This is a genomic window from Dietzia sp. NCCP-2495, from assembly GCF_026011735.1.
Taxonomy (GTDB): Bacteria; Actinomycetota; Actinomycetes; order Mycobacteriales; family Mycobacteriaceae; genus Dietzia.
On record NZ_BRVN01000010.1, the window covers coordinates 68,899 to 82,082 of the forward strand.

At 69.9% G+C, this 13,184-nt stretch carries 13 protein-coding genes; 2 read left to right on the forward strand and 11 right to left on the reverse strand.

Annotated features, from left to right (window positions below; genetic code table 11):
• Positions 1–24: 24 nt before the first annotated feature.
• From OPF83_RS10505 to OPF83_RS10515, 3 genes are all read right to left on the reverse strand, one after another.
• Positions 25–1,659 carry a hypothetical protein gene (locus OPF83_RS10505; protein WP_264887407.1) on the reverse strand — a complete coding sequence of 545 codons (1,635 nt, stop codon included), beginning with the start codon at positions 1,657–1,659 and terminating at the stop codon, positions 25–27.
• 151 nt (positions 1,660–1,810) lie between these two features.
• The gene (locus OPF83_RS10510) at positions 1,811–2,773 is read right to left on the reverse strand and encodes an LLM class F420-dependent oxidoreductase (protein ID WP_264887408.1); all 963 of its coding nucleotides are present in this window, start codon (positions 2,771–2,773) and stop codon (positions 1,811–1,813) included.
• A 196-nt stretch (positions 2,774–2,969) separates the two neighbouring features.
• Positions 2,970–4,577, reverse strand: coding sequence for a peptide chain release factor 3 (locus OPF83_RS10515; protein ID WP_264887485.1), 1,608 nt, complete (start codon positions 4,575–4,577; stop codon positions 2,970–2,972).
• Positions 4,578–4,751: 174 nt separating this feature from the next.
• Between OPF83_RS10515 and OPF83_RS10520 the strand changes: the two genes are divergently transcribed.
• A complete protein-coding gene (locus OPF83_RS10520) occupies positions 4,752–5,693 on the forward strand; it encodes an alpha/beta fold hydrolase (RefSeq protein ID WP_264887409.1) in 942 nt (313 codons plus the stop codon).
• A 55-nt stretch (positions 5,694–5,748) separates the two neighbouring features.
• On the opposite strand, the gene OPF83_RS10525 is transcribed toward OPF83_RS10520, so the two are convergent.
• The 3 genes from OPF83_RS10525 to OPF83_RS10535 all read right to left on the reverse strand — a co-directional run bounded on the left by OPF83_RS10525 (position 5,749) and on the right by OPF83_RS10535 (position 8,015).
• Entirely contained in the window at positions 5,749–6,258 is a 510-nt protein-coding gene (locus OPF83_RS10525; RefSeq protein ID WP_264887410.1) for a DUF1990 domain-containing protein, read from the reverse strand.
• A gap of 54 nt (positions 6,259–6,312) precedes the next feature.
• On the reverse strand, positions 6,313–6,921 hold the full coding sequence (gene pth / locus OPF83_RS10530) for an aminoacyl-tRNA hydrolase (RefSeq protein ID WP_264887411.1): 609 nt from the start codon (positions 6,919–6,921) through the stop codon (positions 6,313–6,315).
• A 188-nt stretch (positions 6,922–7,109) separates the two neighbouring features.
• Positions 7,110–8,015, reverse strand: coding sequence for a LysR family transcriptional regulator ArgP (locus OPF83_RS10535; RefSeq protein ID WP_264887412.1), 906 nt, complete (start codon positions 8,013–8,015; stop codon positions 7,110–7,112).
• 69 nt (positions 8,016–8,084) lie between these two features.
• Between OPF83_RS10535 and OPF83_RS10540 the strand changes: the two genes are divergently transcribed.
• Positions 8,085–8,702, forward strand: a complete 618-nt coding sequence (locus OPF83_RS10540; protein ID WP_264887413.1) for a LysE/ArgO family amino acid transporter — start codon at positions 8,085–8,087, stop codon at positions 8,700–8,702.
• A 177-nt stretch (positions 8,703–8,879) separates the two neighbouring features.
• On the opposite strand, the gene OPF83_RS10545 is transcribed toward OPF83_RS10540, so the two are convergent.
• The 5 genes from OPF83_RS10545 to glmU form a co-directional block, all read right to left on the reverse strand.
• The gene (locus OPF83_RS10545; protein ID WP_264887414.1) at positions 8,880–9,524 is read right to left on the reverse strand and encodes a 50S ribosomal protein L25/general stress protein Ctc; all 645 of its coding nucleotides are present in this window, start codon (positions 9,522–9,524) and stop codon (positions 8,880–8,882) included.
• 182 nt (positions 9,525–9,706) lie between these two features.
• Positions 9,707–10,366, reverse strand: coding sequence for a phosphoribosylanthranilate isomerase (locus OPF83_RS10550; RefSeq protein WP_264887415.1), 660 nt, complete (start codon positions 10,364–10,366; stop codon positions 9,707–9,709).
• A gap of 5 nt (positions 10,367–10,371) precedes the next feature.
• Complete coding sequence (gene arsC, locus OPF83_RS10555; protein WP_264887416.1) at positions 10,372–10,716, reverse strand: arsenate reductase (glutaredoxin); 345 nt, start codon at positions 10,714–10,716, stop codon at positions 10,372–10,374.
• A gap of 4 nt (positions 10,717–10,720) precedes the next feature.
• Positions 10,721–11,665 (reverse strand): ribose-phosphate diphosphokinase, encoded by a 945-nt coding sequence (locus OPF83_RS10560; protein ID WP_264887486.1) that lies wholly within the window; start codon positions 11,663–11,665, stop codon positions 10,721–10,723.
• A 29-nt stretch (positions 11,666–11,694) separates the two neighbouring features.
• Positions 11,695–13,176 carry a bifunctional UDP-N-acetylglucosamine diphosphorylase/glucosamine-1-phosphate N-acetyltransferase GlmU gene (gene glmU, locus OPF83_RS10565; protein WP_264887417.1) on the reverse strand — a complete coding sequence of 494 codons (1,482 nt, stop codon included), beginning with the start codon at positions 13,174–13,176 and terminating at the stop codon, positions 11,695–11,697.
• Positions 13,177–13,184: the final 8 nt, after the last annotated feature.

The following is a 13,184-nucleotide window of genomic DNA, read 5'->3' on the forward strand; positions in this document are numbered from 1 at the left end:
CGCTGCAGAGCCCGGCCGGCGCGCTTACCGGGCGGCCTCCCACGTGGCCGTCCACGACTCGGCTCCGTGCATCAGTTGTCGCTCGAGTTCGGCACGGTCGGGCCCGGCGCGGTGCAGGACGTCAGCGATCCAGTCGGCGTACAGCCCGTACTGCGCCACGCCGTCGACGTTGAGGTCGTAAATCCGCTCACCGAAATGCCACCGGTCCATCACCACGCCGCTGGGTGCGGTGAACGGGTACACCAGCGGATCGGATGCGGCGGACGGCCGCGGTTCGGCGAGCGGTGCCAGGCCGTTGACGTCGGAGCCGATGCCGTAGCCGGCAAAGCTCCCACCGACCGTCGCCGAGTTGGCGCGCCACTCGTCGAGGAAGCCCTCGTCGAAGTTCGGCGTGGCATCAGCGGGGTAGGCGAACGCGCCCACGAACCCGCCGAGCTCGTGCATCCGCCGCAGCATGGCGGGATCCGACCACGAGTGGTCCACCACGAACCCGGGATAGCCGCGCTCAGCGGCCAGATCGAGCACCCGACCGGCGGTCTTCACGCTCATGTGGTCGATGTTGATGAGCATGCCGCGGTCCATCATGCTGGTGACCGCGTACTCGCCGAGCTCGGTGAGTCCTCGCACGTTGCAGATCGGGTCGGCGGGGTAGACAGGCAGTGCGGCGCCGGCGGGTGCGCCGGAGGAGGCCGCTCCGATCGCGTCGGCCGCGCCGTTGTCGGCGATCGGCTGCGCGTGATCGGCCGCCGGGCCCGCACACGGCTCGGTCTCCCAGAACCGCTGTGTGCCCAGCTTGTTGCCCACATTCACAGCGAGCCCGGCCAGGTCTTCGTCCATGCGGGTGCCGCCGAGCGCGTTGTCGAACTTGTGCACCGGGAACACCGTCGAGACGCCCCACGAGGCGAACTCGTTGAGCCCGCGGTCGATGTCCTCGCGACTGCACTGCGGGACGTCGTCGACCTGCCTGCACCCGAACGGTTCGGAGGTCTCCACGCCGAGCGTCACCGCGAGTTTGCCCTGGGCGGCGATGCGTCGCACGTCCTCGGGACTGCGCGCGATGCGGAACCAGCCCTGCCCGGGGCCGCCGCTGACGGCGTCGATGTGGGCTTCCATCCGGTTCAGGTAGTCGACCTGGCGGCGGAGCTGGTCCATCTCGTCGCACGAGTACCGCGGCGGGGCCCCGATCGCGGCGAGCGCCTCGCACAGCACCCGGTTGCCCACGAGGTAGTTGTTCATCACGCGCAGTCCGGACTGCCAGGCCCGCTCGATGCCGGTGAAGTAGGCCTGCTCGTGGAGTTGGGAGTCGTGCGAGGGCCAGTCGGTGAACGTGGCGAAGCCCTGGGTGCCGCCGGGCAGGTCGGTGCCGCCGAGGACCGATTCGAGCAGCGCGAAGTGTCCGGCGCCCGAGTGTGTCGGGCAGTCCGCCATCGCCGCCGCGAGGCCGCCGGGCGCGAACGGCTCGCCGCACCGGAACGAGCCGCCGAACGCCTGTGACGCGGCGATGTGCGTGTGGGTGTCGGCGAAGCCGTTGATCGGGGCCTGCTGGCCCCGCGCCGTGGGCGGGGACGCGACCAGGGAGAAGACCACGACGACAACGGCGAGGACCGCCATCCCGGCCCTGGCACCGAGTGCAGAGTTGGTCGGTTTCGTCGTCGTCACGCCACGGGTCACCATGAAGGTGACCTTAATCACATCTAGTCGCCCGGTGGTGCCATTCGCACCCGGCGCTGCGGAGTGTGCGGCCCCCGGCGCTGAGGCGTGCGCTGAGTGCGGGCACTGTGCGCGGACGATGCGGCGCGCGCTGCGCCGGTTACAGCTGGCGCGCGACCTCGTTCGCCACCAGTTCGAGGTGGTCGAGGTCCGACATGTCGAGCATCTGCAGGTAGATGCGGCGCGCGCCCAGCTCGGCGTACCGGCCGATCTTGTCCACGACCTCCGCCGGCGTACCCGCGGCGCCGTTGGTGCGCAGTTCGTCGACCTCGCGGCCGATCGCGTCGGCACGGCGGGAGAGCTCCGCCTCGTCCTTGCCGCAGCACAGCACGAGTGCGGCGGAGCGGATGATCTCCTCCGGGGCCCGGCCGCGGTCGGCACAGGCGGCGTCGACGCGCTGGTACTGCGTGGCGACGGTGTCGAGATCGGCGAACGGGACGTTGAACTCGTCGGCGAAGCGGGCCGCGAGCGCGGGGGTGCGCTTCTTGCCGTGGCCGCCGACGATCACCGGCGGGCGCTGCTGTGTGGGCTTGGGCAGGGCGGGGGAGTCGGTCATCGACACGCGCCGACCCTCGACGGTGACGGTCTCGCCGGCGGGCGTGGTCCAGAAGGTCTCGAGTGCGCCGAGGGTGTCCTCGAGGAGATCGAAGCGCTCGCGCAGCGGCGGGAAGGGGATGCCGTAGGCGGTGTGCTCGTCCTCGTACCAGCCGGCGCCGAGCCCGATGTCGAGTCGCCCGCCGGACATCTGGTCGACCTGCGCCATTGAGATGGCCAGCGGGCCGGGGTGGCGGAAGGTGACCGAGGTCAGCATTGTGCCGAGGCGGATGCTCGAGGTCTCGCGAGCAAGGGCGGCCAGCGTCAGCCAGGCGTCGGTCGGGCCGGGCATGCCGGTGACGTCGCCCATCTTCAGGTAGTGGTCGGACCGGAAGAACGCCTCGTAGCCGAGGTCCTCGGCGGCCTTGGCCACGGCGAGCTGATCGTCATACGTCGCGCCCTGCTGGGGCTCGACGAACACGCGGAGGGAGACGGACGGGGACGCGTGAGAAGAGCTGCTTACTGACATGTTTTCCAGGATGCCCGCGGCGGGTTTCCTGACGCCAGCGGCGGGGCACTCCCACGGGCGTCCCCAGCGCATCTACTAGACACAAGTGGCGATAATCGGGTGATTGTCGCATATCCTGTCGAGTAAACGGGAGTGGGCTGGAGCCGGGTGGGCTGAACCGGGCCGAGGGAGACCGGACCGGGCCGAGCCGCGGGGTTCAGTTGGTGTCGGCCACCAGCGGCTCGATGGTGAGGTGGTCCATCTCCTTGGAGATGTACTGCAGGCGCCACTTGTCACCGAACAGGGCGAGCAGCTCACCGTCGGTCCGCTCGAAGACCTCCACGCCGCGCTGGCGTCCGAGCTCGGCAGCGGAGTCGGCGTCGGTGCGGCGGGCGATCGAGTACGGCAGGTTGTCGACCAGCACCTCGACGTTGAACTCGGTCTTCATCCGGGCCGTGACCACCTCGAACTGCATCGGGCCGACCGCCGCCATGACGGGGTTGGCGTCGCCGCGGGCGTCGTTGCGCAGGATCTGCACCACGCCCTCGGCGGCCAGCTGGTCGATCGCCTTGCGGAACTGCTTGTATTTGCCCAGCGACTGCGCGCGCACCACGGCGAAGAACTCCGGCGCGAACTGCGGGATCGGCGGGAACTGCACCTTCTTACCGGTGTAGAGGGTGTCCCCGGGGGCCAGACCGGTGGCGTTGACCAGACCCACGACGTCACCGGGGTAGGCGGTCTCCACCGTCGAGCGGTCGCGGCCGAACACAGTCAGCGCGTACTTGGTGGTAAACGGCTTGCCGGTCTGTGCGTGGGTGGTGACCATGCCGCGCTCGAACTCGCCGGACACGACGCGCATGAACGCCAGGCGGTCGCGGTGGGCGGCGTCCATGCCGGCCTGCACCTTGAACACGACGGCTGAGAACGGGTCGGACGGCTCGCGCTGCGTGCCGGACACGGTGTCCCACGCGCGCGGCGCCGGGGCGAGCTCGACCAGGGCGTCGAGGATCTGGTGCACGCCGAAGTTGAGCATGGCCGAGGCGAAGATCACCGGGCTGGTCTCGCCGGCGAGGTACAGCTCCTGGTCGTGGTCCTGGCCCATCGCGGACAGGAGTTCGGACTCCTCGACGGCGGTTTCCCACACGTCACCCTCGCGCTCGAGTGCGGCGTCCGGGGTGTAGATCTCCTCGGGCGCGATGGTTGAGCCGCCGGCGGTACGCGTGAAGTGCACGTACTCCTCGGGCGCGCCGTCCTCACCGCGGCGCAGCAGCCCGCGGTAGTCGCCGGCGATGCCGACGGGCATGAACAGCGGCGTGGGCACGAGGCCGATCTGCTCGGTGATCTCGTCCAGCAGCTCGAGCGGTGCCTGCCCCGGACGGTCCCACTTGTTGATCACCGTGATGATCGGCAGTCCATTGTGCTTACACACCTGGAACAGCTTGAGCGTCTGCGGCTCGAGGCCCTTGGCGGCGTCGATGAGCATCACCGCGGCGTCGACCGCGGTGAGCACGCGGTAGGTGTCCTCGGAGAAGTCGGCGTGGCCGGGGGTGTCGACGAGGTTGATCACGAACGGCTCCTCGTCGGGATCATGTCCCTCGGGTGCGTACGTGAACTGCAGGGCGGTGGAGCTGACGGAGATGCCGCGCGCCTTCTCCATCTCCATCCAGTCGGAGACGGTGGAGCGTCGGCCGGACTTGCCGTGGACGGCGCCGGCCTCGTTGATCACCCGGGCGTGCAATGCGAGCGCCTCGGTCAGCGTGGACTTACCGGCGTCGGGGTGGGCGATCACGGCGAACGTGCGTCGGCGCGAGGCCTCGGTGACCACGTCGCCGCCGGATCCTGTGCCGCTCGAGCCTCCGGCGGCAGCGGCGTCCTGGGCGGTCTCGGTCACGCGATCTCCTTGGTGGTGGTCGTCTTGATCCTTCCCAGGGTACGTCCGCACCGGGGGCCGCGCCCAATCCGGGCAGGTGGGACGGGGTGGGGGCGTAGCGTCGCGAGCATGTCCACGAGCGTGCGCGTGAACGGGGTCGAGCTGGCGATCGAGGAGTTCGGTGCGGCCACCGATCCCCTGGTGGTGTTGATCGGCGGACCGACCATGCTCTCCTGGCCGGTAGAGCTGTGCCGGCTGCTCGCGGCGGGTGGGCGCCGGGTGGTGCGGTACGACCTGCGCGACGTGGGCGGCTCGACCCTCGTCGATCCGGACGCACCCGGGTACACGCTGCGGGATCTGGCCGCCGACGCCGCGGCTCTGGTGGCCGCGCTCGGTGCCGGATCGGACACCGCCACGCCAGACGACGCCGTACCCGACAGCATCGAGTCCGCCGGAGGACCCGCGACACGCACCCCTGACCGATCCGCTCACGTGGCGGGGATCGGTGTGAGCGGGATGGTCGCCCAGGTCGCCGTGCTGGATCACCCCGAGGCGGTCAGCGCACTCACCCTCGTCGGCACGAGGTCGGTGGCGCCCGGGCCCGTCGACGACGACCTACCCGACCATGACATGGCCGTGATGCAGCAGATGTTCTCCGGCCCCGAGCCGGACTGGTCGGACCGAGCGGCGGTGGCCGAGGAAGCCGCGCGGCGGGGCCTGCTCCTGGGCAACGATCCGGATCGGGCGCGCGAGACGGCCGCGGCGATCTGGGACCGCACGCCCTCGCCCGATCCATCGGTGCAGCGCGCGAACCAGGGCGGCACCGTGTTCGCGCGGATCGACTGCACGCCGCGGTGGCGGGAGCGGCTGTCGGAGCTCACCGTGCCCACGCTCGTCGTGCACGGCCGGCACGACCCGTTCTTCCCGGTCGGCAACGGCGAGGCGATCGCGGCGGAGGTGCCCGGCGCGCGACTGCTCGTCGTGGAGGACATGGGGACGGCCCTTCCGCTCGGGGCGATCGGGGAGGTCGCGGAGGCGATGCTCGAGGTCACCGGGCGCCACGAGAACTGACGCGGCGCGGGGCTACCCGGCCTACCCGGCGTTCCCGGCCCCCGGCTTACTCGGTCTACCCGGTCTCGGGGTCGCGCAGCGCGGCCAGGTAGCGACGGGTGAGCCGGTCCTGTTCGGCGCGGGCGACCGGGCCGCCGATCCGCGCGAGCCACGTGGCGTGGCGGGAGCAGGCGGTGATTGTCAGGCGCACCACGTCGGTCGCCGGGTCGCGGGTGACCAGGAAGGTCTCCTGGCCGTGTTCGGGGTGTCCGGGCAGGGTCCGGTAGGTGAATCCGCGGGTGTTGTCGTCGTCGACCACGGCGGTGACCTCGCACGGAGCCGACAGTCGCAGCCACGCCGCGGGGCCCGACGTGGGGCGCAGGGTCACCCTGCGCCCCAGGGTGGCGGGGCCGTCGACGACGACGACGAGGCCCGCCCGACGGTGCATGTCCCAGTTGCTCAGCGCCCGTCCCGCGCGGTCGAACAGGTCGGCGCCGCGGCCGAGGTCGGCGGATCGCGTGAAGTGCCGCTCTGTGCGGGCGCCGGGCAGGCGTGGCCATCGGGCGGGGAGACCTGCTCGGTTCACGCGACGGCTCCTGGATGGGGGCGGCTCACGCGACGGGACCTGGCTCAGACCGGCTCACGCCGAGTGCACCTGGTTCTGGGCGGTCTCCAGGTCGTGCTTGAGCAGCAGCTCCACGGCGTCGGCGGCGTCCTGGACGAGGAACGGGACGTCGGGTTGCTCGAGCTTGGAGAAGCGCTTGAGGACGAAGTCGGCCACCGCCATGCGGCCGGGCGGGCGGCCGACCCCGGCGCGGACGCGGATGTAGTCGCGCGTGCCGAGCGACTGGGAGAGCGAGCGCAGGCCGTTGTGTCCGCCCTCGCCGCCGCCGCGCTTGAGGCGGACCTGGCCGAAGTCGATGTCGATCTCGTCGTGGATCACGATCACGTCGGTGGGCTTGACGGAGAAGTACTTCGCCACCGCGGTGACCGGTCCGCCGGAGAGGTTCATGTAGCTGCGGGGGCGGGCCAGGACGACCGGACGATCCGCGAGCCTGGCCTGCGCGATCCCGCAATTGGTCTTCTTGTGGACGCTGAAGCTCGCCGGCATGGGCAGAGTGCGGGAGGCCAGTTCCCGGAGAACGTCCCAGCCGATGTTGTGGCGGGTGCCCTCGTAGTCGGGTCCGGGATTGGACAGTCCCACGATGAGGGCGGGGCCGGGCTGATCAGCAGTAGTCACACCGGTCATGATCCCAGATCCTGCGGGGGCGGTGGATGCGGCGGGCGTCCGGGCCGAACTCGGCCGGGGGTGGCGTCGTTGGTCGGCCGCGGGGTGGCGCCGTTGGTCGGCCGCGGGGTGGCGCCGTTGGTCGGCCGCGGGGCGGTGCCGCTACTCGGCCGCGGGGCGGTGCCGCTACTCGGCCCCCGCCGGTGCCGTTACTCGGCCGCGGGTCGGAGCTCGGCCCGGGCGTTGTCCAGCACGGCGGCGGTGAGTGCGTCGAGATCGGGGGACTGGAGTTTCCAGTGCTGCCAGTACAGCGGCACGTCCAGAGGTCGGTCGGGGGAGACCTCGACGATCTCGCCGGTCACCAGCCACGGCGTGGCCAGTTGCTCGGGGAGCAGGCCCCAGCCGAGGCCGGCGACAATGGCCCGGACGTGGTCGTGGGAGCTGGGGATGAAGTGCCGCGGTCCACTCGGCTGGCGGCGGGCGAGCGAGCGGTAGTGGTGGGCCTGGTGGGCGTCGCTGCGGTCGAAGTCGACGATGGGTGCGCGCCCCAGAGCCGCGGTCGGCGACCCGTCGCGCAGGTGCCGGGCCACGAACCCGGGACTGGCACAGGCGAGGTACCGCATCGACCCGAGCGGGATCGCCCGGCAGCCCTGGACCGGCGTGGCGACGCTGGTCACCGCGGCCATGACCTCTCCGCGGCGCAGAAGTTCGCTGGACAGCGACTCGTCCTCCCGGTGGATGTCGAACACGACGTTCCCGGACGCGGGCAGGTCCGTCATGGCGTCGAGGAACCACGTGGCCAGCGAGTCGGAATTGCAGGCCACCGACAGGGTCACGTAGTCCTGCGGCGAGTCGGCCTCGGCGAGCTCGCCGAAGAGCGACTGCTCGAGATGGAGCATCTGGCGGGCGGTCCGGAGCACGGTCTCGCCGGAGGAGGTGGCGGTGATCGGGCGGTCGCGACGGAGCAGGATCCGGCCGGCGGAGTCCTCCAGCGCCCGGATCCGCTGGGACACGGCGGACTGTGTGATGTGCAGGGAGGAGGCGGCGGCCTCGAACGATCCGAGATCCACCACCGTGACGAGGGTGCGGAGCTGGTCAAGATGAAGTGTGTCCATAAGTGCTACTAATGCTATTCCAGTATCTGTAGTGGCACTACTGGTGCGGCGGGACCACACTGATCTCTCGTGACCACCACCTCCACACTTCTCATGGGCGTCGGCATGGGCCTCGGGCTCATCGCCGCCGTCGGCGCGCAGAACGCCTACATCCTCCAGCGCTCGATCCGCGGTGACGTGAAGATGGCGCCGCTCGTCGGATTCTGCGTGGCGTCGGAGGCCGCGCTCATCCTTCTCGGAGTCGGGGGCGTGGGCGCGCTGGTGGAGTCGGCGCCCGGGGCGATCACCGTCATGACGTGGATCGGGGTCGTGTTTCTCCTGACCTACGGTGCGTTCGCCGCGTACCGCGCGATCCGGCCCGGCGACGGACTGCACGCGGACGGCGACGCCCGCATGCCCTCGACGCTCGGCGCGGTCGCGGCGTGCGCGGCGTTCACGTGGCTGAACCCGCACGCGTACCTGGACTCGGTGGTGTTCCTCGGAACGTTCGCCAATCAGCAGGTCGGTGACCTGCGGTGGGTGTTCGCCGCCGGAGCGTTCCTCGCGGGCATCCTGTGGTTCTCGCTCATCGGCTTCGGAGGGAAGGCCCTGCGAGGGGTATTCGCCAAGCCGGGTGCCTGGCGGGTGCTGGACGCGGGAATCGCCGTGATGATGTTCGTGCTCGCGATCGGGCTCATCCTCGGGTAAGCGGACACCGGCTGCCCGCGTGAGGTGCCGGCCGCCAGCCGCCGTGTTGGTGCCGACGCTCGTGAGGTGCCGGCCGACGGCAGGGACAGACGAGCCCGGTACGACATCGTGTCGTACCGGGCTCGCCTCATGGGTGCAGCGCTCAGGCCGCGTCCGCGTGTATCACGCGGAGGAGGGTCAGGCCTCCTCGGACTCCGCGGCCTGCTCGGCCTCCTGGGCGGCGTCCTCGGCGGCCTCGCCCTCGGGAGCCTCTTCCTCCTCCGACTCGAGGTCGGCCTCGGTCGGCGCCTCGATGACGTTGACGAGCAGGGTCTCCGGGTCGGAGACGAGGGTGGCGCCGGCGGGGAGCTTCACGTCAGCGGCGGTGATCTGGGTGCCGATCTCGGCGCCCTCGATCGAGACCTCGAACCCCTCGGGGATGTGGGTGGCCTCGACCTCGACCTCGATGACGTCGGCGTCGTTGGTGACCAGGGAGCCCGGGGCGGCCTCGCCGGTGACGGAGACGGAGATCTCGACGGTGACCTTCTCGCCCTTGCGCACGACGAGGAGGTCGGTGTGCTCGATGATGCGGGTCAGCGGGTGCACGTCGATCTGCTTGGGCAGGGCGAGCTGCTCCTCGCCGTCGATGTCGAGGGTCAGCAGGGCGTTGGTGCCCGAGTGGCGGAGGATGGCGGCGAACTCGAGGGCGCCGAGCAGGAGGTGGCGGGGCTCGGTCTTGTGGCCGTAGAGCACGGCGGGCACCTGGCCCTCACGGCGGGCGCGGCGGGCGGAGCCCTTGCCGAACTCGCTGCGGACGGCGGCGGTGAGCTTGTTCTCAGACATGGGATGACCTCTGTATCGACTGCATTCCGGCTCGGCGCAACGCGCGCCCCTCGGAACAGGTCAGAGGTGATCGCGTCGATAACGGAGTGACCGCACGGGTCCTCCCTCGCCGAGATGACCTGATAAGCCTACCGGCGCCGAACGCGACCGCCCAAATCCGGGATCAGGAGCGGGAGCCGTGATCAGGAGACGGAGGCCTGCCCGGCGCCGACGACGAACGCGCGGCAGCGCTCGGGGGACTTGTCGCCGGCGGCGTCGTCGACACCACTGTTGACGTCCACGCCGTACGGGCGGACCTGCTCCACGGCCGCGGCGACATTGTCCGGGTTGAGGCCACCGGCGAGGATCACGGGAGTGCCGATGGCCTCGACGGCCTCGACGATGCGACGACTGATCGACCAGTCATGGGTCTGACCGGTTCCGCCGAGCCGATCCTTCGAGCGCGAATCGAGCAGCAGCCCGTCGCAGTGCTCGGCGGCCTCGAGGGCCTCCTCGATCGCGTCGTCACCGGAGACGTGAATGACCTTGAGGACCTTGCGGCAACCCGCGCGCTCCCGGACCTGCTGGAGCGTGTCGAGCGTGACGATGCCGTGCACCTGGATGGTGCTGACGCCGGTGAGGTCGGCCAGCTCCAGGATCTCCTCCGGGGTGTCCCGGTGGGTCACCAGGACGGTGGAGACGAACGGGGGAACAGCGCGGGTGATGCTCCGGGCGAACTCGGGGGTCACCTCGTCCTCACTGCGGTGATTGATACCGCAGATCAGGCCGATGGCATCCGCGCCCGCCCGGAGCGCGATCCGCAGGTCGTCCTGGCTGCGGATGCCACAGATCTTGGTCCGCACGGTGCTCAGAGGATCTCCTCCACCAGTGAGGTCGGACGACCCAGGCGGGTGCCCTTGGCGGTCACCACGAAGGGACGCTCGATGAGCCGAGGATGGGCGACCATCGCGGCCAGGAGTTCGTCGTCCGACGCATCCGCCAGACCGAGTTCCTTGTACTCCGCCTCCTTGGTGCGCACGGCTTGGCGCACGGACACCCCGGCGTCGGTGATGAGCGTTCGGAGCTCCTCCACCGACGGCGGGGTCTCGAGGTAGTACACGACCTCCGGCTCGATGCCGTGCTCGGTGAGCAGGGCCAGGGCCTCCCGCGATTTGGAGCAGCGGGAATTGTGGTAGATCCGCGCCTCGGCCACGGGACTAGGCCGACCCGTTGAAGAGGCTGGTGACCGACCCGTTCTCGAACACCTCGTGAATCGTGCGGGCCAGCAGCGGCGCGATCGACAGCACGGTGAGATTTTCGAAGCGCTTCTCCGGCGGGATCGGCAGCGTGTCCGTGGTGATGACCTCCCGGGCCCCGCAGTTGGCGAGACGCTCGGCGGCCGGATCGGAGAACACACCGTGGGTGGTGGCGATGATCACGTCACCCGCGCCGGCGTCCTTGAGCACCTTGACGGCGCCGGCGATGGTGCCGCCGGTATCGATCATGTCGTCCATGAGGACGCAGGTCCGACCCTCGACGTCACCAACGACACGGTTGGACTTGACCTGGTTGGGGACGTTCGGGTCGCGGGTCTTGTGGACGAACGCGAGCGGGGCGCCGTCGAGGGCGTCGGCCCACTTCTCGCCCACCTTGACGCGACCGGCGTCGGGGGAGACCACCACGATGTTGTCCGTGCCGTACTTCTGCCGGACGTAATCCGACAGCTGCCCCTGGGCGTGCATGTGATCGACCGGGCCGTCGAAGAAACCCTGGATCTGGTCGGTGTGCAGATCGACCGTGATGATGCGGTCGGCACCGGCGGTCTTGAGCAGGTCCGCCACGAGTCGGGCCGAGATGGGCTCGCGTCCGCGGTGCTTCTTGTCCTGGCGGGCGTACGGGTAGAAGGGCAGCACGGCGGTGATGCGCTTGGCGCTACCGCGCTTGAGCGCGTCGATCATGATGAGCTGCTCCATGATCCACTTGTTCAGCGGAGCCGGGGCGCTCTGCAGAACAAAGGCGTCACAGCCACGGACGGAATCCTCGAAACGGACAAAGATCTCGCCGTTTGCAAAATCTCGGGCCGTCTGCGGGGTGACCTCGACACCCAGCTCTGCGGCTACCTGCTCCGCGAGCTCAGGGTGCGCCCGTCCCGCGAAAAACATCAGGTTCTTCTGGTTGTCGATCCACTCGCTCACTGCGTGCGCCCGTCCTTCTGAGAGTCGTTCCGGGTTCGAAGGGCGGCCGCGGCCGAGCCGGAATCCGGCCGGTTCTCGATCACCCAGTCCTCGATGTTCCTCTGCCGTCCGCCGGACACCGCGAGAGCTCCCGGCGGGACGTCGTCCTTGATCACCGTACCGGCGCCGGAGTAGGCACCGTCACCAACGGTCACCGGAGCCACGAACATGGTGTCCGATCCCGTACGGCAATGATCGCCGATCACTGTACGGCTCTTGTTCACTCCGTCGTAATTGACGAAGACGCTCGATGCCCCGATATTGGTGTGCTCACCGATCGTGGCGTCGCCGACGTAGGTCAGGTGCGGCACCTTGGTCCCGGTCCCGATCGTCGACTTCTTGATCTCCACGAACGTGCCGACCTTGCTGGACTCGCCCAGCTCGGCCTCGGGCCGGAGATAGGCGAACGGCCCGACCTCGGCGCCGCTGCCGATGGTCGCGCCGATCGCATGCGTGCGGATCACGGTGGCGCCCTCGCCGACCGTGGTGTCCTGCAGGGACGTGTCCGGGCCGACCGTCGCGCCGTCGGCGATCCGGGTCCTGCCCGACAGATGCGTGCCGGGGAGGATCGTCACGTCCCGACCGATCGTCACGTCGACGCCGATCCAGGTGCTCGACGGATCGATGACCGTGGCACCCCCGCGCATCGCCGACTCGCACAGGCGGCGGTTCATCTCGCCCGCCATCGCGGCCAGCTGGACACGATCGTTGACGCCCGCCACCTGCTCCGCGTCCTCGAGGCGATGGCCGCGGATGAGGCCATCGGACCGGCGGGCCAACTGGATGACATCGGTGAGGTACAGCTCGCCCTGCGAGTTGTCCGTCTGCAACTGCCCGAGCTTGTCCCGAAGGACCTCGGCGTCGAACGCGTAGATCCCGGAGTTGACCTCGGTGATGCTCTTCTCATCCTCCGTGGCGTCCTTGTGCTCGACGATCCTGAGCACCTCGCCGTCGTCATTCCTCACGATCCGGCCGTACCCCGTGGGGTCGGGCGCCGTGGACGTGAGAACGGTGACCGCCGCGCGCGGACGCATGTCGTGGCGCGTCACGACCTCGCCGAGCGTCTCCGCGTCGAGCAGCGGGATGTCGGACGTGGTGACCAGAACCGTTCCCTCGAAACCCTCGGGCAGGCCGGACATGCCGGCACGCACCGCGTCACCCGTACCGTTCTGCTCCTCCTGGACCGCCGTGGAGACCGGCACACCCAGATCGGCAGCGATCTCGGTCACCGCCTCGGAGACCTGCTCACGCTGGTGACCGACCACCACCACGATCGCATCCGGCGAGATCCCCGCGGCCGCGTGGAGCGCGTGACCGAGCATGGTCCGCCCGCACACGCTGTGCAGCATCTTGGGGGTGTCGCTCTTCATCCGGGTACCCGATCCGGCGGCAAGGATGATGACCGCGGTCGTCGCACGATCGGTCTGGGGTGTCGTCATCAAGTCTC